The sequence below is a fragment of the Novipirellula artificiosorum genome, assembly GCF_007860135.1.
GTDB lineage: Bacteria > Planctomycetota > Planctomycetia > Pirellulales > Pirellulaceae > Novipirellula_A > Novipirellula_A artificiosorum.
The window spans coordinates 155,740-181,213 of record NZ_SJPV01000008.1 but is presented as its reverse complement, the minus strand read 5'-3'; the positions used below and the strand labels follow the sequence as shown (position 1 = coordinate 181,213).

Below are 25,474 nucleotides of genomic sequence, written 5' to 3'. Positions count from 1 at the left end.
GCCGGCCTCGGCGATACGGGGCCGGCATTTTTCATGGAATCGAATTTCTGTCAGCGCAGGGCTCGTGCAACTATCTATGCCATGAGCACGATGCCGTAGAGGAGGGCGTAGCCGCTCCATCGCAGGTACCACCGCGCGTGCAACCAGCCCGGCAGCACGGCAAGGATGCACAAACCAAGGGGCCCGAGCAACTGCAGGGAAAGGGGGACCTTATGGTCGCCGTCGTCAAGCATGCCGTTGAACGCAAAAACGCAGATGGCGGCGAACAGCCCGCCGGCGAAGAGCAGCAGCATCACCTCCAAATAGCGAAGCAGTCGGTTCGCCCAATGAAAATCGGTGTGATCCAGTCGATGGGCGTGGACCGTTCCAAACAGACAAAAAACCGTGGCGAATATCAAGCATCCCGACAAACAACTCACCGCGACCGGGGGGCTGGCAATCATGATTTGGGTCGAGATGAGTTGGGCGATCGTTTGAGATTTCTGATCATCCGGCAAGGCTCGCAAGTCTGGATACCGCTGGTGCAATTCCTCGACGGCTTCTTGACGCTCCTTTGGACCTGCGAAGCCAGCATCAGCCAGTGTTTCGATCTGTCCAGCATTCGCCACGGCGAAGGTTTGCCAATTCGCAGAAATACCATACATGCCAAACTCGACAATCGTCATCAGCAATCCCGCAACCAAGCCGATCGCGACCGCTTGGCGGATGTCCTTGGGACGCACGACTCGCTGGATGAGAATTCCCAGTATCAAGCAGAAAAGGATACCGAGCAGTGCGATAGGGCCAAAAAGCTGTGAGGGAGGATACAGCCACCAGGGATCTCGTAGGTCGACACCTGGCAGCGTTTCGCGAAGTCGACCGATATGGAACCTTGCTCCTTCATTGCTGAAGAACCGGTTGGCGAACGAGGTGTAGATGGGCAAGCCCAGCGAGATGCCACCGAGGACGCCAAATAGCATGGCACCGATAGCGGATCGAAGCTGGTTGGTAACGAGGTCGCCAAAGATCGACGTGAACGATTTTGCTCGTACTGAAACCGATTCGCCGGCAAGCCAATGCCGAAGGTCTTGGGCAAAGGCACCGGCTGATGCGTATCGGTCATCTGGATCGCGCGACAAACACTTCATGCAGATCAATTCCAGCACTCGATCAACGTTGCGATTTCTCTCACTTGGCGGTTGGATGTCGCCCTTGGCTGCTTGCATCAGCGTCGCGACCGCCGATTCCGCTTGGTGAGGTGGGCGGCCGGTTAATGCCTGATAAAGGATGGCACCAAGTGAGTAGACATCCGCGGCGGTTGTGATTTCTTTGGAAGCGGTTGCTTGTTCGGGCGGCATGTAGGCTGGCGTCCCTACGATCGCACCGGTCCCCGTTAAGTCACTGTCGGCCTGCATGTGTTTTGCTAAACCAAGATCCGTGACCACGGGGGCGCCTTGGCGGTCGAGCAGGATGTTTGCTGGCTTGATGTCCCGGTGCAGAATCCCCCGACGATGTGCGTAGTCAATCGAGCTGGCAACTTTGGCAAGTAGATCAACGAAGTTGCGAATGTCGCCTTGAAACTCGGTCATCCTATCGGCGAGCGAACCACCTTCGATCAACTTCATCGTAAAAAAATGGTGCCCGTCTTGTTCGCCGATTTCATAAATGGGGACGATCCCAAGGTGATCCAATGCGGCCGCCGATTCCGCCTCCAATTGAAAACGTCGGATGTCGCTGTCGGAAGCAAATTGGCCACTCAGGATCAGCTTCAAAGCGACTTCTCGACCTAGCGTTTGGTGTCGCGCCCTGTAGACCACTCCCATCCCGCCTCGCGCAATCTCTTCCAATAGAATGTAATTGCCGAATGATTTTGCTTTTGAGCCGAGTTCGAGAGGAGTTGGCTCGTCCACGCCACTTCCCGCGGATTTCGATTCCATCGTTTCTGCGATGTCTGAATCCAGCGAAGACGATTTCTTGGGCTCGACCCATGTTGGTGCAAGCAGGCATTCGGGACAGCGACCGTTGACCAACTTCGCTGCCAGTTTGGTTCCGCACGTTTGACAAGCGTTAGGTGAAGGGTCGGACGGTGGTAGAGGGGGGCCGGCGATTGTCTCGTCAAAATGTGTCATCGATTAATTCTAATCGATGCCAATGGGGCTGCCGAGCACGGACACACCCATGCGTGTATGCTGAAAGAAAAGCTCAGCCGCGAAATGTTGGTTTTTAAAATGTGTCGCGTTCACGCCTACCGATTGCTAATCTTTGCGGCGCACTGCATCCTACCCATCATCCTTTCGGGTCAAGAACCTGCAACGCACGACAATCCCTTCCTCGACGCTGACGTCGTAGACACAGGGTGGCCACACATCCGTGGCCCGAACTACGACGGAATTTCGTCAGAAACCAGGCTCGCGGACTCTTGGCCTGACGATGGTCCGCCTGTTCTGTGGGTAACCGAGCTTGGTCAGGGGTATTCATCGTGGGTTGTAAAAGACAATCGCGCCTACACACAGTATCAATCTTTGGCTGGGCAATTCGTGATCTGTCTCGATGCTTCCGATGGCCAGCCGATTTGGCGTTACCGGTATGATTGGCCGTTCGAGGCTACTGGACTCTACCCGGGCCCTCGAAGCACCCCCACGATCGCCAACAACCGCATCTACTTCTCAACTCCCTTGGGCGCCGTCGGCTGCCTGAATGAATACGGAAAACTGATTTGGCAGCAGGAACTCAAGACGAAGTTTGATGGAAAGGGGACTGATTTTGGATACGCTTGTTCTCCGACGGTTTTCGATGGAAAAGTGATTATGCCTGTTGGCGGAGCAGGTGCTTGTATGGTGGCGCTCGACGCGGCCGATGGTTCCATCCTTTGGGCATCGGGCGACGCCTCTGCAAGTTACACGCCCGCACTTCCGATCACCGTTGACGGTCATCGCCAGGTGATCGGTTATCTGGAAAACGACTTGGCCGCTTTCGACCTGGGCACCGGTCGTGAACTATGGCGACAACACCTGTCGAATGGTTACGACGAACACGCTGCATGGCCAATTTTCCGCGAGCCGTACCTGTGGACCTCTGCCCCCTTCCAAGCGGGCTCACAATTGCTGCGGCTCAGCGGTGGCCAAAATGCGTCGTTCGAGCGTGTTTGGGACAGTTTGGTGATGTCGAACGACGTCTCGTCTAGCGTTCTTGTTGACGAGCACTTGTACGGATTCGACTTAGCTGAAGCACAATCGAAAGCGCATCGACCGTCACGCGGAGCCTTTCGCTCCATCACTTGGCTTTCCGGGAAAACCTCTTGGTCCAACGGTGACGCCAAGCTTCGTCGCAGTACCGACTACGAGGAGAACAAGCGGCGTCAAACCATAGGGCAAGCAAGTCTGATCGCGGCGGATGGCAAGTTGATCGTGCTGAATGATCTGGGCGATTTGATCCTCGCCAAAATTGATTCCGACAAATACGTTGAGCTGGCGCGGACGCCAGCGATCAAGGGTGATATTTGCTGGACGTCGCCTGCACTCGATCGAGGCCGTCTCTTCCTCCGGAATCACACCCGCGCAGTCTGTATTTACATCGGAGAGCCAGCCTTGATGGCAACGGTCGCACGCGGCGAGCCCCTGTCGGTCAGCGATCTTCCGCAATCCAGTGTGGTCGACCTTGCATCCCTTCTCGGCGTCGAACCAGACTATTCGATGGACCCACCAACCTATCGGTGGCTGCGAATTTGGTTCTTGAGCTCTCTTGCGATTCTTGGCAGCGCTGGATTGTTCGTTTGCCTCATTTGGAGATGCAAACGTTCGTTATCAAGCCACCGTATTCGATGGTGGTTCTGGGCGACTGCGATGGTGCTTGGCTTAATCGTCGGGAGCGTCGCCAGTCTTGCATCGCGAGACTTTGTCTTCACCTGGCCGGTCACGTTGTTCTTTGCTTTTCAAATCGCTGTTTACCAATCGGCCATGCGCAGGAGGAAGGAACCAACAACGCGACTGAAAAAGTGGCAAGACCGTATCGTCGCAATCCTCTTTCTTGCTGTCTGCTTCGCATACTACTATGCCTGTCGGCGGCTCAGTCTGGTGACCGAATGGGTCTTCTTGTGCGGGTTCGCCGCCTCGTGCCCAATCTTGCTCTTCAGTCGTGTAATGACCACTCGCAACAGACCGGTTTTTCTGTTGGCCGAATTTTCGCTGACCCTGTTTGCCTTTGCAGCCTTCTACGGATCTGCTGTGGTCCTACTGGGTCTCAAGTACAATCTCAGCGACTTTTGATCCCTGGAGCATTTTTGCAAATAATGTGAGCTAATCGGAAAAGGGGTCAGGTAGCAACAGCCAAATGGCCCGAAGGGTGCTTCGCACTCTTGTTACCTGACCTCCCTTGCCTGTGGGAACCTATCTCATACCTGGAAATGCTCTAGGGCGGCGTGACCTGCGGTAGCGAGCCTCTACCGGGAGACAACGCCGTCGCACGAAAACAAGACTTTGGCCAATACGGATCGAGGCTGACGCTTGCCGAAGGATGCCATGAGCAAGTACAATCGTGCCTTGCCGGTTTTCGCAAGCGTTGGGCCTGTTTGTTCGTTGATTTGGACTCGCACTGTGGTACCGGAACCTTCCTCAAATATCCCCAGGAGCCTTCCCAATGCAGTTCTCAAAGAAATGGATAGCCGGATTTGTTGTGACGCAGATTCTGCTAGTCAACTTCACCTTCGCGAGCGACGACCAGCCGTATTGGCCACAATTTCACGGCCCCATCGGTGACAATATCTCAACCGAAACGGGATTGTTGAGCCAGTGGCCTGAGGGAGGTCCCGAACTGCTTTGGCAAGCCGAGGGAATGGGCGAGGGCTATTCAAGTGTCAGTTTGGCAAACGGATTGATCTATACGGCCGGAAACATTGAGGACCAGACGGTTGTTTTCGCGCTGAACCTGAACGGCGAAATCGAGTGGCAGTCGAAGTGCGGCCCCGCTTGGACGCAGTCGTTCCCAGGCACGCGATCAACGCCAACCCTTGACAACGACCGCCTGTATTTTGAATCGCCGCTGGGTGATCTCGTTTGCCTCAATGCCCAAACGGGTAAACAGCTCTGGGGCAAGAACTTGCTCAAAGAGTTTGGGGGAGAGAACATCAAGTGGGCGCTGGCAGAATCTCCGATCATCGATGGTGACAACCTCATTTGCTGTCCCTTCGGCTCCCAAGGAAGTGTGGTTGCGTTGGACAAGATGACGGGTGAGACCGTTTGGGCTGCGCAAGCCGTCGACGACAAAGCAGGATATGCGACTCCCACGATCGTGGAATTCGCGGGTCGACGCATCGTTTTGGCCATGAGCGGCCAGGCGATGGTCGGTGTCGCTGCCGATACGGGACAGTTGCTTTTCCGTTATGAGCACCTTACCAAATACGATGTCAATGCCTTGAAACCCGTTTATGCTGACGGCCAAGTCTTCATCAGTTCGGGTTACAAGGCCGGTTCCGAAATGGTCAAGCTCACGGCGACGGGCAGCGAGATCACCGCCACAAGAGCCTGGGAATCCAAAGACATGGACAACCATCACGGTGGGGTGATTCATCTGGATGGATACATCTATGGTGCCGACAGCAGTAGAAATTGGGTCTGTTTCGATTGGAAAACGGGCGAAACCAAGTATACCGATCGTGGTGTGGGGAAGGGATCACTCACCTGCGCGGACGGCTTACTCTACACCTTGTCGGAAGATCGTGGGCGCATGGGATTGGTCAAGCCAACTCCGACGGGCCACGAATTGATCAGTGAGTTCACGATTCCCGCTGGGGGTAAGGGCAAATCGTGGGCGCATCCGGTTGTCTGCGGCGGCCGACTCTATGTTCGCCACGGTGATCTGCTGTTTGCGTTCAACGTCCAGGCCCCAAAGTAGTCTTGTTGCCCCCGCGTTCCGCTGGATATGCATGGCTCCCGCTGTGCCGATCGGCTAAGATAGATCCTATCAAATGGGGCGGTACGCTGACCGTTTAGGTCCTCGCACCCGTTTGTCCCGCCTAGGATCGAGTGACCATGAACACCGCAAAATGCAAACCATTGGCTGTCACCCTCCTGCGAATGGCCATTGGGTGGCATTTTCTATACGAAGGTTACACAAAATGGCTGGCGGGTGATTGGACCGCAGCCGGTTACCTCGCTCATGCAACGGGTCCTTTTGCGGGATTTTATCACTGGCTCGCTGGCTCCGAAGCATTGATGGCCATTGTGAATCCAGCCAATGTGTACGGTCTGATTGCCATTGGGCTGGCTCTTTTCCTGGGAGTTGCCACGCGACTTGCATCGGTTTTCGGGGTCTTGTTGTTGACTCTCTATTACTTTGCTTATCCACCGTTCGGTGGGACCGTGATGGGAGCCACCGACGGCAACCTGTTCATTGTCAATAAGGTTTTCATCGAAGCACTGACCCTGTTGGCGCTGGTCTTGATCAAAGAAGAGGGCTACGGATTGCAAGAATTCCTGCTCTCGTTCTTCAAGCGAACGACGTCCGATCCTCTTGAATCCATCGCTCCTGCAACCGTTTCGTCACGCCGAGAATCCCTGAAGAATTTGGTGACATTGCCTGCTCTGGGCGTGATGGGGTGGGGGGCCTTCCACCAGCGCAAGCCAGAGGACGTCGATGCCATGTCCGGCGCTACGATCAAGATTGGTGCTGCCGACCTGAGCGAACTCAAAGGCGAGCTGGATCAAGGCAAGCTGGGCGATCATCGCATCAGCCGTTTGGTATTAGGGGGCAACCTGATTGGTGGTTGGGCACACTCTCGCGACTTGCGATACGTGCCTTCACTTTTCCGAGCCTACAACACCGAAGCGAAGATCTTTGAAACCCTGATGCTGGCCGAGCAAGCTGGCGTGAATGCGATCAACATTGGTTTCCCGTCCAATGCCTTGATGCAAAAGTACAAGCAGGTTACCGGTGGTAAAATCAAGGTAATTTGCCAGGTCGCTCCTGACAAGAAAACCGATGACTATCTGGTCAACATCAACAAGGCCATCGACTTCGGTGTCGACATCATCCAAGTACAAGGCAATTGGTGTGATTGGCTGGTCCGTGATAAGAAGTACGACAAGATCGCGTTGATGCTCGACACCATTCGCGAGCAAGGCTACGTCGCGGGTCTGGGAGCACACACCGTCGATTCCTTGATCGAGTGTCGAGAGCAGGGCATTATCCCTGACTACTACATGAAGACCATGCATCACGATAACTATTGGTCCGCGCATCCGCGAGAGAACCGCAAACCGTTCGAAGTCGATGGGGCACGAAGTTCAGATCACAATCAGTTCCATGACAACTGTTTTTGTCCCTTCCAAGAAAAGACCATCGCCTTCGTTGAACAGGCCGAGGTCCCCGTGATGGGCTTCAAAGTGCTTGCCGCAGGTGCGATCGCCCCTGAAGACGGATTCAAGTGGGCCTTCAAGCACGGCGCAGATTTCATCTGTGTCGGCATGTTCGATTTCCAGATCGTCAACGACGTCAACATCACCTTGGACGTGTTGCAGCGTTTAAAGGACCGCAAACGAGAGTGGTATGCCTAGACGCGAGAGGCTTTCGTTTAGAAGGCGAAATACACGTTTGCCTTCTCGAGTGCCAGCCTCAGGTCAACGTAATCCAGTTCACGTGCACGGACACCTTGTTTTGCACACAGCGCGGCTGCCGTGCCGGCCGCTTGTCCCATTGCCATGCAGCTGACCGTATTGCGTGTTGACATATGGGCCTTGTGATCGGACGTGACCAGCATACCGACGGCGTAGAGGTTATCGATCCCTTTCACACACAATGCTCGATAGGGCATGCCAAAAGAGCCGCCGTCCCGGATGTGTTCTTTCCAACCCATGTCGTGGAAACTGTAACTATAGACGTCATCGTCAAAGTGGGTGGCGTCCCTGATCTCCTCGTTCGACAGGTCATAGTCACATTCGATGCAACGTCCGCGTCGGATGCACAGCGAGGGACTGGTACGTGCAATGAAGGCGTTCTCAAAACCAGGTACATATTTGCGATAAAGCTCGACGGCCTTGCCCATGCGTTTGCGGATTTCAATCTCGGCTTTGGCCACGTCGTCTCGGTTTAGCACGCTGCCCGGGACCTTGTAATTGCACTTGATGTACATCAGATAGTTGTCACGCACGGTTGTGGTGACCATCGACATGCCGATCTTCTTGGCTTCGTCAACCAGCCCGGGGATATCGAGTTTCTCAGCCCCCATGCGGAAGAAGCGATCTTCTTCGTCGCTGCGTGTGTCGCGACAGACCTGGCCAACGGAGTCATGCGACTTGAGGAATCGATAGTAGTCGCCGATGTCGGCGTTGCCCATGCCAAAGCTGTTGCAGCAGGCGTAATCATTAGGTTCGGTGTACTTAGCTCCGGCTCGAGCACTCAAGTCGCCATACCCCGTGCTATCAATGAAACTCTTCGCCATCACGGCCTCGCGGCCTGATCGGCTCTCCGTGATCACGCCATCAATATGACCCTCGTTCACAATGGCACCCGTCAGCATGGTGTTGACGGCGACAAAGACACCGGCCTCTTCCAACATGGTAAAGGCCAGCAGTTTGTACATTTCGGTATCGACGTTCGTACAGACGGAATCATAGTTGTATCCGACTTCGACTTCGGGATAGCCACTTGCTCCTCCCATCGCTGTCAACCGATCCATAAATTCCGAGGGGATCCCTCGCACAACTTGCAACTTCTCGCAATTCTCAAAGGCCTTCCAAAGATTGAAGAAACTATGGATGGCCGTCCCCCCTTCAACGGCGATACCACCACAATAGCCTTTCGATTCAATCAGCATGGTTTTGGCACCGCTGCGAGCTGCTGCAATCGCCGCAAACACACCCGCGGTTCCGCCACCGGCGACGACCACATCGACGTTCCGCACGGGCAGTCTCTTCGGTGGTTCTTCATACATCGCTTCACTGAGCGGAGCTTGTGCCTTTGCCTCTGAGTCGGCGAACGTTACTTGAGCCCCCACACCGAAGAGCAGTGCTTGCTTGGTAAAATCACGACGGTCCACAGCTATTCCTTCCGTAAATGCAAGTTCTATCAAACGGTTGCATTATTGCGGTTTTGGATTGTCCTCTGCTCGTCGTAGCAGCATTGCAGGGCAAGTGTGCTCTTTTGTCGCACCCACCGACGACGGAATCCTAAGATTCACCAATCTGCTGGTGGCGAGGCTCGGTTGATCAAGCACCGGAACCCGCAGTTGAATCAGCCGTGCAGTTCACGATTGCGCGTTTTGGCAGATGGCCTTGGTCAACATACCAGCGGACGGTCTGGTTCAGTCTTTCTTCCAAGGGCAATTCAGGATGGAACCCAACCTCCGCTTGGAGTCGCTGTACCGAGCACGCCCAAGATCCGGCAAGTGCCTCACGGGTCTTGTCCCAATTCATGATCTGCGCTCGTCCGCTAACGCGGGCGTACAACTCGCAGCAAGCGCCAATCAACCAAGTCGTCGTTGGAAGGTTCGGCAAAGTAACCACTCGTTTGATCCCCATCGCCCTACCGATCATGCGTCCGTAGTCGCCATAGGTTGGATTCTGCTCTGCAGCTGCAAGGAAGATTCCCTTGTCCGACTGCAACTGCGAAATGCGATTCCCCTTCTGGGCAACCAACATCATTGCGTTGCTCAAATCCGTTGCATGAATGAATGAGAACCGATAGTTGCGCATCGTCGGCAACATGTGCAATCGGCAACTCGAAATGCACTTGAATAGCTTCAATCCATCGAGATCACCTTCGCCGAAAACAATCGGCGCGCGAACAATGCTGATCGGCACACGATCTGCGAATTCAAACGCGGCAATCTCACCTTTCCGCTTGCTCATGCCGTATTTGGAAACGGGCTTCGCAGGATCGGATTCGGTCAGCGGCCTTTCCCGGCCTGCCGGACCCATTGCTGCAAGGGAAGACAGAACAACCAGCACCGGGGGAGTTCCCTGGTTCGCACACGCTTGCGCGATATTCCGGCCCCCAATCTCATTGACTCGCCACATGACTTCTGCGGGAACGCTTTTCGTCAGACCCGCAACATGGTAAACCACATCGCACCCTAAGGTGGCTGACGCTAGGGACGCCGGATCCATCAGGTCGCCGTAAGCAAGCTCCGGGTTGAGTTGCCTCAGTGCACTCAAATCCGAAGTCGCTCTGACAAGACATCGAACGTGAATCCCCAGGCGATTGAGTTGCTTAACGAGATGCGGCCCAATGAAACCGCTGGCCCCTGTCACGAGCGCACGCATGGTGAATTCTCTTCAAGCATGAAACGATAAGGTGTGAGGTTTTTCTCGATACTTCGAGTCGATTCGCGACTCAGCACAGTATCGAGCAAACTCCTGAAAAGCACCAGAGATCTTTGCGTTTCGGAGCACGCAAACCTTCCCCGACTCGCATCCGCATTGTGTATGTCAGGGATTTTAGCGAGTTGGAGTGAAGGCCGCCACAACCGAAAGGACTTCTGTTACCGGCTCTTTACGCAGAAATCATCCTGATTTCCGGGCGGAGACCACCGCTTGGAATCGCTCTCAATTGCTGACCTTTGACCGCTTTTGTCCCTCGTAAACGGACCGTAAGTTGCTACAATGCCGGTCCTTATCTGCGAAGAACTCGGCCTTCGCTACGACGAAATTGAGTACTTATCTTCGAGGGCACGGCTTTGGGGCAAATAAGAAAAGAGATCGCGATGACCAAACCGACATCGTGTGAAGTCATTGAAAAGATCGTACGCGAATGGCTTCGGCGTGAAATGTCGATGAACCTTCAAGCGATCGATTATGACATGCCCTTCTTAGACCTGGCGATCGATTCACTCGGTGCCATCTCGATCACCGCAGAGATCGAGGATGCTTTCCAGAAACGGATGAATCCCGAACTCCTCTACGAACTTGACTCCATTCGTGATCTTGCTGCACACCTCGATTCCTTGCCAGAGGTTTCAGCATCGGGGGCCGTGTCACATGGCAACTTGTCTAGCAATGGCCTGGGCAGCGTGGCGGCGACGGAACCCGATTGCCCCGCCGATCCAAGTGAGGGCGATTGGATCGCGGAGGATCCAATTAGCTATTACACGCGTTTGAACCGCAAGGTCAACACCGCAAAGGAGCAGGGGGTTTACCCGTTCGAGCCGGAAATCAGCGCCCATGATGGTGTCTGGGTGCAGTGCGAAGGGAAACGCATGCTCATGCTTTCTTCCTATGAATACCTTGGATTGCTGGGCCACGAGGAACTCAATCGTGCCGCCGAAGACGCAATCCTCGATTTTGGAACGGGGCACCACGGTTCGCGTCTCTTGACCGGCACCACGTCGAATCATTGTGATCTCGAATTCCGACTTGCCCAATGGATGCGAGCCGACGACGCAATTGTCTTCAGTAGCGGCTATGTTGCCAACCTCGCCACGATTTCGGCGTTGGTAGGCCCCGGTGACTACATCGTCGGCGACAAGCTAAACCACGCAAGTATTGTCGATGGATGCCGCATGTCGGGGGCTGACTTCAAAGAGTTCAAGCATAACGACATGGATGACTTGGTGAGTCTGTTGCTCCACAGCGGTGGCCGCCGCACTTTGGTCGTTGTGGACGCGATCTTCAGCATGGAGGGAGATATCGTCGACTTGCCGAGCGTCGTTGAAATCTGCAAAAAGAACAATGCACTTTTGATGGTGGATGAAGCCCACAGCATGGGTGTGCTGGGAAAGACCGGCGCGGGGATTCAGGAGCATTTTGGGCTCGATGCCGACGATGTCGACATCAAAATGGGCACGCTTTCCAAGTCGCTCGCTGGCAGCGGTGGTTTCGTTGCGGCCAACAGCCAGATCATCACCTATTTACGGCATCATGCCCGTGGTTACATCTTCAGCGGTGCATTGCCGTCTGTCTATGCAAACGTCGCGATCGCGGCACTTGAGGTGCTGCGGCGTGAACCGTCACGTGTGGCACAAATTTGGAAGAACATCGAGTACTATCACGCTGGGCTGAAACGCCTCGGGTTCGACACGGGCGCTAGCGAAACACCGATCGTTCCCATCATGACTCGATCGAACGACGAAACAATGGCGTTTACACATCTTTGCCGGGGCGAAGGATTGCTGGTCGTTCCCGTCTGTTACCCAGCCGTTCCAATGGACGCCCCTCGCTTGAGGACCTGCATCACTTCAACGCATCAGCAGTCGGATCTCGACTTCGCCCTGGATGTTCTCGCTCGCGCGGGACGCCAATGCGGCATCATCGATTGATGCAGCGGAGCGCTGACAAGCGTGTCGTAGGGCCCTTTTGACGCGATAGGATAAGGTCGGCGCTGCTTTCGTCAAAGTCGTCTTCTTGGGGTGGGAGCGACGTTCCCATGCTGCTGACACGAGCAAGTGTAATCATCGAAACGTATTCAACCGCCCATTCCCTGGGAGATCCCCGTGATTCATTCGGATAAAAACATGAGACAAGTCTTTACAATTTTCTGCACAGCATTGCTCTGCTTGCCCGTTTCGGCTGCTTGTGCCGAGGACCACCAAAACTTAAAGGCTTTTCCGCCTGCCAAGCAGGGTGGTTTGCGATACGTGCTCCAGCTGCCGCACAAGGAACGAGACGAGGAAGGCAACTTTCGAGTAGAAATTTTCGTTGGCAAGGACATGCTGACCGACGGCGTCAACCAGGTCCGCTTGGGTGCAACGATTGAAGCAAGACCGCTCGAAGGTTGGGGGTTCACCTATTACGAAGTTACAAGTTTTGGACCCGCGGCTTCAACGCTGATGGCGGTACCACCAGGCACACCTCGCAGCAAGCAATTTGTTTCGACGTCGAAAATGATCCCCTACAACAGTCGAATTCCTGTGGTTATCTATGTTCCGAAGGATGGAAACGTTCGCTATCGCATTTGGACGGCCCCCGAGAAAACGGAAGCCGTCCCAGAGGGCTAGCTTGCTGACGCACAGGATGCGTTGTTCGGGGACAAAAACGAAAACCGCAAGAAAACGAGAAAGCCAAGGTACGACCACTATTTCGGTACGCTTGGCTCCTTCGCCAACAACCTACTCCAATGCACTCCGGACTTGCGCAATCAAACCATTGTCGCGATCTTCGCTGCCGTGCAAAAGGTGAGCGGCGCTCGCCAAATAGGCGTTGCGAAAGGGTGGCGAGACGGCGTAGTAATCTTCGAGCGCTGCCGAGCTAAATTTGTAGTCGTGTGAATCGGTTCCCTTCAGGAAAACAAGCCGCTGCGCCGCGTTGATCAACCTTTCTGGACGTCCCTCGGCGTTCAAATAGTATCGCATGGCCGACGCTGCCTGATTACGGTTCGTCGAAACGAGGGTGAAGATTTCATCGACATCAAGTGGTGTCTGTTGCGGCGTTTCTTCGACCGTGGCATCGATTCGTGCCAGGCCGACTTCGCCGCGTGACTCCATGGATTTTCGGAAATGGGGAATGAAAGCTGCGTTTTGCAGCATCAACTCGCGGCGTGTTGGTTCTTCGTGGGCAGTGCGATAAGCGAATTGCATCGCATTCGTCGTCGTGGCGGCGTGCAACGAGATGATGCCGGGTTGCTGCGACAGCATCTCTGCGGCAGACAAAAAGAGAGCGTCGCTGATCGACTGCGATGCGACGCCGCGTGATAACAATTCCACCGTTGCCGCGACGGCTTCGCTGGGTGTGGCAGTCCGGAGTGTATCCAGCAACGACAAGGTCGCTGCCGAATCAACACGACCACCGTCCGCTTGCTCGTCGAGGGCATCGATTTTCGCCTGGGTGACTTTCCAGGCCGCATCGGCGGCGAGGTCGCTGGTCGCCGGGTTGGGTTCACCGCTGTGGTTCAGCAGTGCATAGGCGAGCGACCGCAGCACCGGTTCACTGTAACGCCAACCGATGCACTGCAGCGTTCGGAAGGCATTGGCCACGTAGATGGCCTTGTGTCCGATACTGCGATAGTCGCGGCATCCATAGTGGGCCATCAAGTCAAACACAGCCGACGCGCTCGCGGACCGACAAAGTGATGCCACGGCGACATCTGCTGCCTCAACATCCCAAGCGTCCATTGCCTCACGAAAAGCTTGACGGGCTCGATGGGAAGGTGGAAGCCTTGATTCGTCAACCGCCGCCAGGGTCCAGTCACCTTCACGTTCGTCCTGAGCCTGCGACGATTTGAAGTAGTCCAATGCCCAGAAAATTGGCAGCCATCGATCCCCGTCGGGTGCAGCAAGGCTGGCCAGATGAGCGGAGTTAACCACCAAGACCGCATGAAACTTGAAACCCACACTCGGTCGCGGCTGGACGTTTCGGACCCCGGCCAACAGCAGCGCCGTTAAAATCTCGCGATAACTCGTGCCGGATTGAATTTTCGCCGCGAACACGCTGACGATCCGGTCGCGAGGTGTCTCTTCGAGTAGTCGGACCAGCGGTTCAATGTCCGCTGAAAACTGAACGGCGTTGGGGGCAAGCTGTGTTTCTGACGCAGACACTTGTGGAAGGCGACGAAGAAAACCGAATTGCTGGAGTGACACCGCGGCGCCGGCGGCCGAAAGGGTGCGGAGAAACTGCCGACGTGGTTGCGAATCGATTGTTTCAGGACGCAATGTATTCTCCTGGTTTCCGATGATTCAAAAGGTTAGCAAACGCTGAACGAGCCTGCTCTGCAATGCACTCGATGTCCCGAGACTTTTATTCTACCCGCTGCGAGCCGGCAGGTTGTCCATGCAAATCGTCCCATCTGGTTTTTCTTCACGGCTGTCGAAGTGCGTCGACGATCGGAACCGTTGCGGCTTGGATTGCCGGCGCCAATCCAGACATGACACCTACGATGAGCGATACGATCGTGGCCGACATGGTGAGGCTAACCGAAGGGCGAAAGGCGATCGTCGCTCCTTCGGCACCCATCGCAAAACCGCCGAGCGACAACATGCTCATTGCAAGTGCGGTTCCAAACACACCGCCCGCCAGACTCAGCAAGGTACTTTCCGCCAACACCAAACCCATCGTATGCAGCGGTCGGACACCGATGGTTTGGAGCACCGCGTACTCTTTGATCCGATCTTGAACACTCATCACTGTCGTGGTCGCGACCAAGGACAGGACCAGCCCCACGCAGGCATAGCCGAGCCAATGAGCAAAGCCGATCAGATCAACCAGGTCAGCCAGCGTACTCGCTTGGAACGCACCTTTACGACGCGTTTTGGTGGCCACCGATCCTGCTCGCAAGGCTTCGTCGATCTCCGCAGCAACACGATCGGCATCGGCATCATGCGTTAAGTACACTTCATGCTGCGTGACGCGTCCTGCGGCGTCAAGTCCCTGCGTGTATTGCAAAAACGCGAGGTGAGTGTAAATCAAGTTTTCTTCCGAAGGGACCATCGACTCAAAAATGCCTGCAACCTGGACCGAGATGTCCCCGATCGAAAAGGTGTCGCCGCTTCTTAGCCCACGCCGTTGTGCCACATTGCGACCAACGATCGCCGCATCTCGTTGCGAGGAAAACCGTTTCCAATCGCCAGACGTTAGCTTGAGGGGCCGGGTCTTCTGGATTTGTTCGGGGTTCGCTCCGTTGAAAACAACGATATCAAGACTTGCTCGGCAATTGTTTGTCCACACCTGAATCGGCATCACCTCACGAACACCCGGCACGTTCTTGATTTTTCGGGCATAGTCTTCGGGTAAACGACTGCTGGTCGGACAGAATCTGTTTTCCTGAAAGACGATCAAACTGCGATCGGCGTCGACACCTGTTGTTAGCCGATGCAATCCTTCTTGCACCGAACCCACAAGGCAATAGACGAACATCGCCACCGCGGTGCCCGTCAGGGTCAACAGCGTACGCGTGCGATGACGCCAGAGCGTGCGGAGAACGTATTTGATCATCGTGTTTCTATGAACTTTCCGCGATCCAGCGTTAACTGACGCGTTGCGATGCTCGCGACGTCGCGATCGTGCGTGACCATCAAGAAGGCAATGTCGAGTTCCTTGTTGAGACGCTGCAATAAGTCCTGCACTTGCTCGCTCGTCTCGGCATCCAGACTGCCGGTCGGTTCGTCCGCTACGACAATCTTCGGGTGCGCAACAATCGCACGAGCGATTCCGACACGTTGCTCTTGTCCACCAGAAAGCTGCCGCGGATAGTGATTGGCTCGGTCGCACAATCCAACGGCTTCGAGTGCCAGTTCAACACGTTGCTGACGCTGCGCCGATGTCAATTTCAACAAGAGCGTCGGTAACTCGATGTTTTCGTAAGCCGTCAGCACGGGAATCAGGTGATGTGTCTGAAAGATGTAGCCAAGGTTCGCAGCCCGCCAATCGGCAAGCTTGCCGCGCGACAATTGCGTCACGACGGTACCGGCGACCGTGATCGTTCCTGAATCCGGTTGGTCAATGCCGCTGACCAAATTCAGTAGCGTACTTTTTCCGGTGCCACTCGGTCCCATCAGTGACACGAATTCACCCGCGTCAATGTCCAAATCAACCTCGTCCAGCGGCGTGATGGTCTCGTCGCCTTTGCAGAAACGTTTGCAAACGCCGCGAAGTTCGACCAATGCCATGCCTTGCTCCTCTGTTTTTCGATTTTGGTCCGCGATCGCCATTCAGTTCATCCCCAATACCTGATCGTCGCCAACCACCACCACCGGGCGCCCCGACGTCAACTGATCAATACCGCTGGCAATCAGCTTGTCCGTTACCTTCAGACCAGATTGGATCTCCACCAATCCGTCACCGCTCGACGGCCCCCTTTCAACGGAACGTTGCCAGCCGATATGGTCTCCGTCGACGATCCACACAAAGGCACCTGAACTGGTAGATTGAATCAGTTGTTGTGGTACAAAGATTCTTTCGGTTTCCGTTGCCTCGTTCGACGCATGTTCAATTCTCAACGCCAAGAACGTCGCGCTCACCAACATCTCGGGACTCACCGTCGTCGGCGGATCGATCAATTCAACTTTCACCTCCAACGTATTCTTCTGAATATTCGCCGAACTGGTCGCTTGCAGCACACGCCCCTGAATCACGCCATTGGAGGATGCGGTTTCAATCTTGACGGGCTGGCCACGTGTCACCATCGGAACATCCTCCAAACGGACGTCCGCCCGCACCTGCAATCTCGCGGGGTCGTACATTTCGACCACCGTGCTGGAACTCTGGCCTGCGGTCGTATCGAGTCCCATCACTCTCATTCCGGGGGCAGCAACGAGACGCAAGATACGACCGGCCACAGGTGCCCGGATCGTGTTTCGATCCAATGTCAATTTGGCTTTACGCACGTTCAATTTCGCCTCGTCACGCAATGCCGTTGTAGATTGGACCTTCGCTTCGGCTTCGTTCAACTGCCGTGTCTCTTCAATCAACAATCGCAATTGCTTCTCAATCGCGTCGACTTTGTCCTGTAACGCCTCCGTCTCGCGATTCAGATTTGGACCGCGCTGTTGCAACTCCTGGACTTCAGCGTGTGCGGCAGCATATTCACTTTCAGATTCCAGCAGCATCCGACCGGCGACTGCATCTCCGGCAGCCCGCAGCCGCTCCACGTTGTCAGCGGCAAACTTGTCCTTTGCTTTGGCGGCTTCAATCAGAAACGGCAACTTCGCTAGCTCGGTGAGCGCCTTGGCCAAGCTGCTCTGCGCATCGGCGAGCTGAACCTGCAAGTGAACCGGGTTATCCAAGCGAACCCGTGCCGCATCGTATTCGGCCTTCGCACGATTGAGTTCCCCTTCACGGATCGCGAGCAAGTTCTGGGCTTGCTCTAACTCTAACTCCGCGTCGATCGCTATCAATTGGGCGATCGGTTCCTGAGCCTCAACGTATTGGCCTTCGACTACCAAGAGGTCCTCAATCACGCCCGGAGCCAGCGAGGCAATCGCAATCGCGGTGGGGCGAGGTTCAATCCAACCTGGGGCTTGGAAAAGTGCCGTTCCCGCGCGTTGAAGCGAGGTCCGCTTCACGATCACGGGCGTGACCGTCACCGACGGTGCGGGTAACCACTGCCGGCCCCCCGCAGCAGCGAGCAAGGCAACAAAGCCCAGCAGGATGGCGACGGGCAAAACGTAACGCGAAAACCACCGCCTGGGTCGTAGCGTCCGAGCGGACGATTCGGCGGAGCCACTGCGTTCCAGGGCGAGTTGGCTAAGATCAATTTTCGATTTCTGCATGAGGGGGAGTCGAGAAACAAGCATCGTGAATTGAAAGCTGTGAGTGACCTCGCGTCACTCGGCTATTCCCTAACAAACACTTCACTGGCTGCGAGGGTCAAGTTGCCATGATCATCACGTTCGGCTTTTCCTTTGACGACAACCGTTGACAGTTCTATGACGCCCAACAATTCCCGTGCGTCCTCAGCAACAGGAATGCCATCTTGATCGACGATTTTGACGGTCGCAATGTTGTCTTTGACTTGGTCCTGAGTACAACAGTAGTCCCACGGGGTAGGACAACCCTCGTCCGCTGAACAATAGGGGACCTTGCGGTCGACGATCGTGAAAGCTGCGAGGCCTTCGACAAAGGGTTCGGAGGATCCGCCGATCGTACCAATCAACGTGATCAGCTGCTCGCCCTGCACCGTTTTCCGTGCTTCTCCAACGGCAACGGCCCCGTCTGGCTCGGCTTCAACAACGTATCGCGACACCTTTTCGGGGGAGACCGCGTGTTGTGTGTTTTTCGACTGCCCACACCCGATTACGCTAAGGACCAAACCAAGAAACGGTGCAACCTTTCCTACCAATACTATCTTTCCTGCCAATACTTTCATCTTTATCGCTCTTTGTAAATGAGAAAACGGACAGCATGAGCGTCCTGTTCGACTCTCGTCACTCGACGAGAGAGTCTCAGACTGCCTTCAAACCGATCGCCACCGATTCACGAACAGCCTTCAGCGCCGGTGGCAGCGCGCCCAAGACTCCTAGCAACAAGCCAACGCCGCATCCGATCAAGATTGCAGTGCTGTCAATTCGTATTGTGAATGCGCCCATGGTGAATCGCACCGCCATGCCGTTGAGCACCGTGATTGCAATCGCACCGGAAAGCAACGAACCGGCCGCTGCCAACAAAACGCCCTCTTGAATCAAGCTGATCAAGATCGCGCGGCGACGATATCCGATTGCCTGCAACGTCGCAATCTCGTGAGTCCGCCCCGCAATCGCGCCATACATCATGTTCAGCCCCGCAAACACGCCTGCGCCCGAGACGAGCAGGACGACGAACCAAGCCAGAAGTCGGACGGGTTTGTAGTGCTGTTGAAGCGATGCATAGTAATCCGTTTCGCGGATCGCTCGAAGTTCCAAGTCCGTGCGCTCTTTGCAAAACAACGAAGCTTCCGCAGGCGATCTTCCCGGCGACATCAACATCGCTACCAAACTCAAATCCTGGCGTTGGGTCGCGATTTGCAAATCGCTCAATCGGCACCACAGTTCGGACTCGTACGCAGCCCCCCCCGCAACGAATCGTCCGCTGATCGTCCAATCTTGTCCTTCCATTGTGATCCGGTTGCCGATTGCCAGTGCCGCATCCTGGCTGCCCAACTTCGCAGCTGCCAATCGTCCTGCCATCACCTCGCCTTCACCTGGCCAATTCCCCTCGATCAACTGGACCGACCGGCGAACCAGCGGTGCGGTTTGAGTGACACCGCGAACCAAGCCCAACCCACCTTCACCTTGTCCCGTCGACACACGCGTTCCCAAATACATTTCGGGGGAGACATGTATGACACCAAAACGCTCGACCGTGCCGTCTAGACTTGCCGTTAGCAGCGTTGGAGTGCGAGCAGCAATGGACGAATTCTCAATGTTCTCTTCTGAGTTGACCGAGTACACAAGCACGACCTCGCGATCACCGCTCTCAGCCAGCGATCGTTCCAGCCCGCGGATAAATCCGACAACAACGAAGACCAACATCACGACCGTCGACAAAGCAACGAGCGTCAATGCCGTCCGCACCGGCCGTCGGGCCAAATTGCGAACACCGTATTCCCAAGGAAGCAGCATAGGATTGAATCACAACCACGGAACGGAGATTGGTTTTTGCTGACAATTGAATCAAACCCGAGACAAGCGTCGGAGCCTGCGATCAAGTCGTTCATCGCGCAGGACGTCGATTTTATAAGTGACGCATCGGGTGTTAGCGAACGTCGTGCGTGACTTTCGTTTTCCTGCGCGGACGAAACTCTTGACGAGTTCCGCTACCTCAGGAATAAAAGCAACGTCCGCAGCGAAAGAGGACGATGCGAAACGCTCGACGCAGAGTGCTAAGAAAGCGGAATCAAATCAGCAGAGATTGCAGACCGATGCGCGCAGCGCGCCCGCTGGAAAACGGGTTAAAAGCGTCTGGCAAGTATTCCGCAGGGCAAAAGGAGGAAACCGAGGCAGCCTGATAAGCCGCTCCATCTTGGCGCCCCCCACACCAAACGACTCGCGTTGCGGGGAGCTCGACATCCGCCTCAACAACAGCACCCTGACAGATGCAATCCTGGCAATCGCAATCACCGGGATGACAAGGAACGGGTCGGTCGGGAGCCGGCGATTCACCCTCGGCACGACAACAACAACTCTCGCAGCAAGCAGTGGACTCAACGGCAGAGGTCTGCTCGATCACAATACCCGCGTGGAACGAAAGGCAACGTAGCGGGCACGCCAACAAAGTGACGATCAACAACAAGGCAAGAATCGGCTTCATAACATTTAGGATACTCCTAAAGCCCGTTAGCGGCAAACGCAAAGTCCACTGACCACCTCACAAACGCTTCGCACTTCGAATCCCACCGTCCTACCGCAATGGAATCGATGTTCCGGAGCCGTATCGATTTTCGTGGGGGTTTCTACGTTCGGCGCGCCGGCTTACGGTCAAGGATGTGCACATTAGCGTAGTGTAAACATAAGAATACGCATGTGGAGCCGCGGCGGACGTTCGATTTATAAGTTGCGGAACTGCCTTGCCAACACCGAGCGGGATGATTCGATCTGTGTGTCACAATGATGCTTGCTAATGGATTGAATAGATCTTGGGTTTGGGGAATGCTCTTACGCCAACGGCGTTGTATTCCAGAGCCTAGGGTCGCTCCGCGGCGAAGCCGCAGAGCGCACCCTAGGACACCGACCACGTCACGCGGCATACCTCGAAGAGGTTTTACAATGAACGGCATCGACGCCGCAAAATGATGCCAATCGGCGCCGGCGTCTTTGTACAACGCCTGCGGCGTAGGATCACGATGTTGACACCTTGGCCCCCCAGGGTGCGCCGCTGTGCGTCGACCCTGGGCTCTGGAGTCAAACCGCTTCGCGGTAAATAGAGTTCCGCAAATTATATATCGAACATCCCTTCGGCATGATCAATGAAACAAGCCTTGCAGTAATTAAATCGATGTCCCTCGAGATATGCCGCGTGACGTGGTCGGTGACAGCAATTTGAAGCGTTTTGCTTGCTATCTCCGCTTTGGCGAGCCCCCGCCACCAAAAAAATCGGGGGACGACCGTACGCCGAGAGCTGGTCCGAGAAGTGAGGTGTGGAGTGGTCTTTCAGCGATAACGGATGGCGTTATGGCGTTAAGATCCACTCCGACTCCTTCGATTCATCCAAAGGGAGATTGAACGTCATGTTGTAAGTTCCCGATGCGATATCGAAATCCGTCTGCCAGAAATCATTGCCATGGACCGCCTGATCGAAAAGGATCCGCTTGCCATTGACAATGCGATGCAGACGAACGCCCTCGCAGCTCGCCAAACCTTCAAAACAAATCGGAACCGCGCCGACCCCACCCTTGATTGCCACGCTCACTTCTGGCTTGTTCACCTGAATGACGAGCGGATAGTTTTGGAGTTCCTTCCCGCCAGTGACGGTTACGTCAAGCCGATTGCCTTTGGCTTCGCGATAGGTCGTTTTCCAAGAATTCGGATTTTCCGTGAGATGTTTGCGGAAGGTTTCATTGGGGCCATAGTAGTCATCCGCTTCACGCGGCAGCGTGATCAGTTCCACGGCCAATTCAATGCGATCCCCCCTGCGAAATCGGGAAATCCCCCGGGGGGGTAGCAATTCGATATCAAGATTGGCCGGTTTGGATTGGTGCACCGGAACGCGGAGTGTCGGATTCTTGTAGGTTTCTGCTCCGAGGACCGCCTTGTACTTTCTAATGATCAAAGCACGGTAGCCGTTCGGTTTTGGATTTCTGGCAGACGCCTCCGCGGCTCCCGTCAACGCGACCCAATGCGGGGCGTCGCCTGGCAATTCGAAGGCTTCCAAAAAGACGGGGGCTTGGTCGACGGACTCGGAAAACGCCCTCTGTTCAACGAGTCCGTCGAGATTGCCATAGGCGATTTGCGGCGTTTGATAACCGTGCGTTCGGCCAAGCTTGAATAGCGAAATCTTCTTTGCGGAAACATCACCCTTAAATGTGTAGCTTAGATTCTGAAACGTGCGGCAGTAATCATCCGTTCGCAAGGTTTGGATCCCTGCCGAAAAATCCACTTCCTGGTTCGCGCCATAGTACCCCTCGTGTTGAACATTCGTCAGACAGGGGCCCTGCGAAAGATAGGCCGTCCGCAAGTTGTTTTGAAAGTACTTCGCCTGGCCATCGTCCTCGATGTTCAACCAATCGCCGCCCCAACCGGCATTCGTCCAACTCCATTTTCTTCCCTCAAGGCCCCGACGAGCCATCAGCATTCGAGTATCGGTAATCGCCACATCCACGAGACTCATGTCCATATCAAAACAGATCGACTCGCCCCAGCAACCAATCGCCAATTGGTCCCAGCGTCCGTTGCCACCACTCTTACTGTAGCCCACCAGACTGAGTTGCGCGTGACTGGCGGACGGCAACGTCCCATAAAAACCATACACGACGCGTAGCCGATAGGTGGTGGACTTGTCGGCCGGCAACATCGCATAGGCCATCAAGTAGCTACCCATCGGTTCGTAATGCCAGTTCTTACTCAACTGTACCGGTATGCCTAACGGACACCCCTCTTGATCGCATAGGATCGGACAGACACCGGTCACATTCGCTGGCGGACGCAAATCAAGAAGGAAGGGGACCGTTTGGTTGGAACGGGATCCCGCGACCGAAACGAGGAAGTCATCATAGTGACGGATGTCGGTGTATCCGGTTTCCCAATCTCGTTTCAGACGTTTAGCCGTGGCGACGTAACAGTTTTTTTCGTCGTCAAAGTGAACCGGGATTGACTGTCCGTTCTCTGTTCGGACCGCAATGGCTGGCTTCGGAAGTTGATTCACCGACGCAACCGCACAGGTCATCGACACGCCCTTTTCCTGGCCCACGTTCCACGGGCCATCGATCTTCGTTTCTTGCGCCCAGTTGCCTACTTCGCTGTTTAACGCGAGTCGCAGCGTGGCACGGGAATGGTCAAACTTGGGGGACACGTGCAGATTCAACGTCAGGCTCTCGGGCCATGCCACCAGATCCAAACGTGATTCGCAATCCAGACGATGCCCCTGGTCGTCGCGGAAGTCGAGCTGAAGAAAGTCGTAGTGCTGAACGAAACGCCCCGATTCCCACAAACGGACAGACGCCAAATGTTTGACGGCGTCGGTCTGCCCGGCCGCGCACGTTTTGGCTCGGTAGGAAGTGCCATCGATTTCAATTTCAATCAACAAGTCCGCAGGCGCCAACGATTCAAGTTCCTCGGCACGACGCCGCAATGCTTCTTCATAAGCCGGCGGATTGCTCAGCCTTCCCAGTCCCACGTTACGGAAGTCAGCGACATCCAACGCAAATCCATAATGTCGGGTTTCGAGGACGAAGACATCGGCACTGTGATCCTCCGCATTCTTCCTCCATCCATTCTTCCAGCAACTAAAGGTATAGTTACCACTCGCAGCCGCGAGGCTGACGGGCAACAAAAGCGCCACCAGCAGCAATCGCACCTTCAAATCGGATGTCATGTTAAAACCTATTATTGTGTCGTCTCGCCGATTCAATGAAGCTCACGGATGGACCTCCTGCATTGCCTTCTTTACCAATTCGTCGTATTGGCTTGGAGTCATCCATTTCAGGTCTTCCCAATACTCGGTGTCGTTCGCTTGGGGAGCGCCAGGAGTGGTTCGTCCGCGAGCGATCAATTCGTTAACCTGCATCGTTAGCCGAGCGACGGTTTGGGGGTATTCCGAGGCCAGATTGGTCTGTTCGGACCTATCGTTTTCAAGGTTGTAGAGTTCGGCAGCGTTTTTGCTATCCGCCAGGACCAACTTCCAGTTGTCATCGGTAACCGCATATCGATAACCGCCACCGCCGTTGCCATGGTTCACGAGCGGTAGACGCTTGTAGTCACGCTTCGCATCCAACAAGACGCTCGCAAAACTTTGGCTGTCCTCTCCCGCATCCTGCGGCAACGGCTCGCCGATCAAATCCGCAATCGTCGCGAGAAGATCGACCTGCCCCACCGCTTTGTTCCATGTTCTCCCAGGTTGTGCGATTCCGCGAGGCCAACGAACGAGCAACGGCACCCGGTGGCCGCCTTCGTAGACGGAACGCTTGCCGCCTCGGAAACCCCCTCGACTATCGTGACCATAATCGGATAGCCGTTGGGTCCATGACTTCTCTGGCCCATTATCGCTTGTGAAGACAATTAGCGTGTCCTCAGCGAGCCCGTTGCGGTCGAGAAAATCGAGGACGCGCCCCACGTGGTAGTCCGTTTCCACCACGAATTCGCCGTAGGCTCCGGCATCACCTTTGCCATGGAACTCTGGCAAGGGACAGACCGGATAATGCGGCGAGGTATAGGGCAAATAAAGGAAGAACGGTTTACCGTTGTTTGCGTCGCTCACCTTGCCCTCCATCCAATCGATGGCTTTGTCGGTGAATCGCGTCAGACACTGATTGTCAATAAAATCGGGTGCGACCTCAAAGCCAGCAACCTTTTTCTCGCTGCTTCGCGCAGGGATCTCGTCGTAAGGCGGCATGATGCGGTAGTCGACGTGACGATCGTTCTTCTTCTTCGACGTCAGCATGGTCGGTGGTACTTTGGCATGCCGTCCCTCAAACCAGGCAAGCACCCCATAGTTCAGCGAGGCCGGAATACCGAAATAATAGTCGAACCCTTTATCGAGCGGCATGTCCTTGATCGGCGCAGACCAGTCACGATTCCTTTCCGTTCCAGGAAAGTCCATCCCCAAATGCCACTTGCCAACGATTGCAGTGTGATAGCCATGTTTTTTCAATAGTGATGCCAACGTCATGCGTCCCTGCGAGATCAAGCATTCTCCCTCGGCCCCCATGACGCCTCGTTTCCTCGTCGTGCGCCATGGATAACGTCCGGTGAGTAAACCGTAGCGAGAAGGTGTGCAAACGGAATCCGCACTATGTGCGTTGGTGAAGGCAATTCCTTCACGAGCAAGGCGATCCAGGTTCGGCGTTGAAAACTTCGCGTTCGAATTCAGCGCACCGACATCTCCGTAGCCCTGGTCATCGGTATAAATAACGACCACATTAGGCAGGGAATGGGGCGGAGGTGTCGCATCGACCCGCCCTACGATGAACCAGGTGGCGACCATGCAGAAGAGGATTCCACAATGTG

17 protein-coding genes are annotated in these 25,474 nt (G+C 55.1%); 5 read left to right on the top strand and 12 right to left on the bottom strand.

The genetic code is table 11. The annotated features are described in order from the left end of the window. Positions 1-74: 74 nt before the first annotated feature. Positions 75-2,108 (bottom strand): serine/threonine-protein kinase, encoded by a 2,034-nt coding sequence (locus Poly41_RS21150; protein WP_146528729.1) that lies wholly within the window; start codon positions 2,106-2,108, stop codon positions 75-77. On the opposite strand from Poly41_RS21150, the gene Poly41_RS21145 reads away from it, so the two are divergent. From Poly41_RS21145 to Poly41_RS21135, 3 genes are all read left to right on the top strand, one after another. After that, complete coding sequence (locus Poly41_RS21145) at positions 2,100-4,244, top strand: outer membrane protein assembly factor BamB family protein (protein ID WP_146528728.1); 2,145 nt, start codon at positions 2,100-2,102, stop codon at positions 4,242-4,244. The genes Poly41_RS21150 and Poly41_RS21145 overlap by 9 nt on opposite strands. A 370-nt stretch (positions 4,245-4,614) precedes the next feature. Next, on the top strand, positions 4,615-5,868 hold the full coding sequence (locus Poly41_RS21140; protein ID WP_146528727.1) for a PQQ-binding-like beta-propeller repeat protein: 1,254 nt from the start codon (positions 4,615-4,617) through the stop codon (positions 5,866-5,868). Between the two features lie 137 nt (positions 5,869-6,005). Then, on the top strand, positions 6,006-7,529 hold the full coding sequence (locus Poly41_RS21135; protein WP_146528726.1) for a DoxX family protein: 1,524 nt from the start codon (positions 6,006-6,008) through the stop codon (positions 7,527-7,529). Positions 7,530-7,546: 17 nt separating this feature from the next. On the opposite strand, the gene Poly41_RS21130 is transcribed toward Poly41_RS21135, so the two are convergent. Together Poly41_RS21130 and Poly41_RS21125 are read right to left on the bottom strand one after the other, a co-directional pair. Next, positions 7,547-9,010, bottom strand: a complete 1,464-nt coding sequence (locus Poly41_RS21130) for an FAD-dependent oxidoreductase (RefSeq protein ID WP_146528725.1) — start codon at positions 9,008-9,010, stop codon at positions 7,547-7,549. A gap of 169 nt (positions 9,011-9,179) precedes the next feature. Then, entirely contained in the window at positions 9,180-10,235 is a 1,056-nt protein-coding gene (locus Poly41_RS21125) for an NAD-dependent epimerase/dehydratase family protein (protein WP_146528724.1), read from the bottom strand. A gap of 440 nt (positions 10,236-10,675) precedes the next feature. Between Poly41_RS21125 and Poly41_RS21120 the strand changes: the two genes are divergently transcribed. Beyond that, positions 10,676-12,226: an aminotransferase class I/II-fold pyridoxal phosphate-dependent enzyme gene (locus tag Poly41_RS21120; RefSeq protein WP_146528723.1), complete on the top strand. Its 1,551-nt coding sequence runs from the start codon at positions 10,676-10,678 to the stop codon at positions 12,224-12,226. Positions 12,227-12,421: 195 nt separating this feature from the next. Further along, a complete protein-coding gene (locus Poly41_RS21115) occupies positions 12,422-12,904 on the top strand; it encodes an ecotin family protein (RefSeq protein WP_146528722.1) in 483 nt (160 codons plus the stop codon). Between the two features lie 111 nt (positions 12,905-13,015). Here the strand turns inward: Poly41_RS21115 and Poly41_RS21110 are convergent, their stop codons facing one another. The 9 genes from Poly41_RS21110 to Poly41_RS21070 form a co-directional block, all read right to left on the bottom strand. After that, positions 13,016-14,554, bottom strand: a complete 1,539-nt coding sequence (locus Poly41_RS21110) for a hypothetical protein (RefSeq protein ID WP_231615820.1) — start codon at positions 14,552-14,554, stop codon at positions 13,016-13,018. Between the two features lie 145 nt (positions 14,555-14,699). After that, complete coding sequence (locus Poly41_RS21105) at positions 14,700-15,833, bottom strand: ABC transporter permease (RefSeq protein ID WP_146528721.1); 1,134 nt, start codon at positions 15,831-15,833, stop codon at positions 14,700-14,702. Then, the gene (locus Poly41_RS21100) at positions 15,830-16,507 is read right to left on the bottom strand and encodes an ABC transporter ATP-binding protein (RefSeq protein WP_146528720.1); all 678 of its coding nucleotides are present in this window, start codon (positions 16,505-16,507) and stop codon (positions 15,830-15,832) included. Before Poly41_RS21100 ends, Poly41_RS21105 begins: the two co-directional genes overlap by 4 nt. 42 nt (positions 16,508-16,549) lie before the next feature. Further along, complete coding sequence (locus tag Poly41_RS21095) at positions 16,550-18,109, bottom strand: HlyD family efflux transporter periplasmic adaptor subunit (protein ID WP_146528719.1); 1,560 nt, start codon at positions 18,107-18,109, stop codon at positions 16,550-16,552. Between the two features lie 62 nt (positions 18,110-18,171). Further along, complete coding sequence (locus tag Poly41_RS21090) at positions 18,172-18,705, bottom strand: hypothetical protein (RefSeq protein WP_146528718.1); 534 nt, start codon at positions 18,703-18,705, stop codon at positions 18,172-18,174. A gap of 76 nt (positions 18,706-18,781) precedes the next feature. Then, positions 18,782-19,936, bottom strand: coding sequence for an ABC transporter permease (locus tag Poly41_RS21085; RefSeq protein WP_146528717.1), 1,155 nt, complete (start codon positions 19,934-19,936; stop codon positions 18,782-18,784). 274 nt (positions 19,937-20,210) lie between these two features. Further along, positions 20,211-20,624 carry a hypothetical protein gene (locus Poly41_RS21080; protein ID WP_146528716.1) on the bottom strand — a complete coding sequence of 138 codons (414 nt, stop codon included), beginning with the start codon at positions 20,622-20,624 and terminating at the stop codon, positions 20,211-20,213. 858 nt (positions 20,625-21,482) lie between these two features. Continuing rightward, entirely contained in the window at positions 21,483-23,843 is a 2,361-nt protein-coding gene (locus Poly41_RS21075) for a hypothetical protein (protein ID WP_146528715.1), read from the bottom strand. A gap of 42 nt (positions 23,844-23,885) precedes the next feature. Next, positions 23,886-25,451: a sulfatase family protein gene (locus Poly41_RS21070; RefSeq protein ID WP_231615848.1), complete on the bottom strand. Its 1,566-nt coding sequence runs from the start codon at positions 25,449-25,451 to the stop codon at positions 23,886-23,888. Positions 25,452-25,474 lie beyond the last annotated feature (23 nt).

Coding starts and splice junctions, on each gene's coding strand:
- Poly41_RS21145 (WP_146528728.1), top strand. CDS start 2,100: ATGTGTCATCGATTAATTCTAATCGATGCCAATGGGGCTGCCGAGCAC.
- Poly41_RS21150 (WP_146528729.1), bottom strand. CDS start 2,108: ATGACACATTTTGACGAGACAATCGCCGGCCCCCCTCTACCACCGTCC.
- Poly41_RS21140 (WP_146528727.1), top strand. CDS start 4,615: ATGCAGTTCTCAAAGAAATGGATAGCCGGATTTGTTGTGACGCAGATT.
- Poly41_RS21135 (WP_146528726.1), top strand. CDS start 6,006: ATGAACACCGCAAAATGCAAACCATTGGCTGTCACCCTCCTGCGAATG.
- Poly41_RS21125 (WP_146528724.1), bottom strand. CDS start 10,235: ATGCGTGCGCTCGTGACAGGGGCCAGCGGTTTCATTGGGCCGCATCTC.
- Poly41_RS21120 (WP_146528723.1), top strand. CDS start 10,676: ATGACCAAACCGACATCGTGTGAAGTCATTGAAAAGATCGTACGCGAA.
- Poly41_RS21115 (WP_146528722.1), top strand. CDS start 12,422: ATGAGACAAGTCTTTACAATTTTCTGCACAGCATTGCTCTGCTTGCCC.
- Poly41_RS21105 (WP_146528721.1), bottom strand. CDS start 15,833: ATGATCAAATACGTTCTCCGCACGCTCTGGCGTCATCGCACGCGTACG.
- Poly41_RS21100 (WP_146528720.1), bottom strand. CDS start 16,507: ATGGCATTGGTCGAACTTCGCGGCGTTTGCAAACGTTTCTGCAAAGGC.
- Poly41_RS21095 (WP_146528719.1), bottom strand. CDS start 18,109: ATGCAGAAATCGAAAATTGATCTTAGCCAACTCGCCCTGGAACGCAGT.
- Poly41_RS21090 (WP_146528718.1), bottom strand. CDS start 18,705: ATGAAAGTATTGGCAGGAAAGATAGTATTGGTAGGAAAGGTTGCACCG.
- Poly41_RS21085 (WP_146528717.1), bottom strand. CDS start 19,936: ATGCTGCTTCCTTGGGAATACGGTGTTCGCAATTTGGCCCGACGGCCG.
- Poly41_RS21080 (WP_146528716.1), bottom strand. CDS start 20,624: ATGAAGCCGATTCTTGCCTTGTTGTTGATCGTCACTTTGTTGGCGTGC.
- Poly41_RS21075 (WP_146528715.1), bottom strand. CDS start 23,843: ATGACATCCGATTTGAAGGTGCGATTGCTGCTGGTGGCGCTTTTGTTG.
- Poly41_RS21070 (WP_231615848.1), bottom strand. CDS start 25,451: ATGGTCGCCACCTGGTTCATCGTAGGGCGGGTCGATGCGACACCTCCG.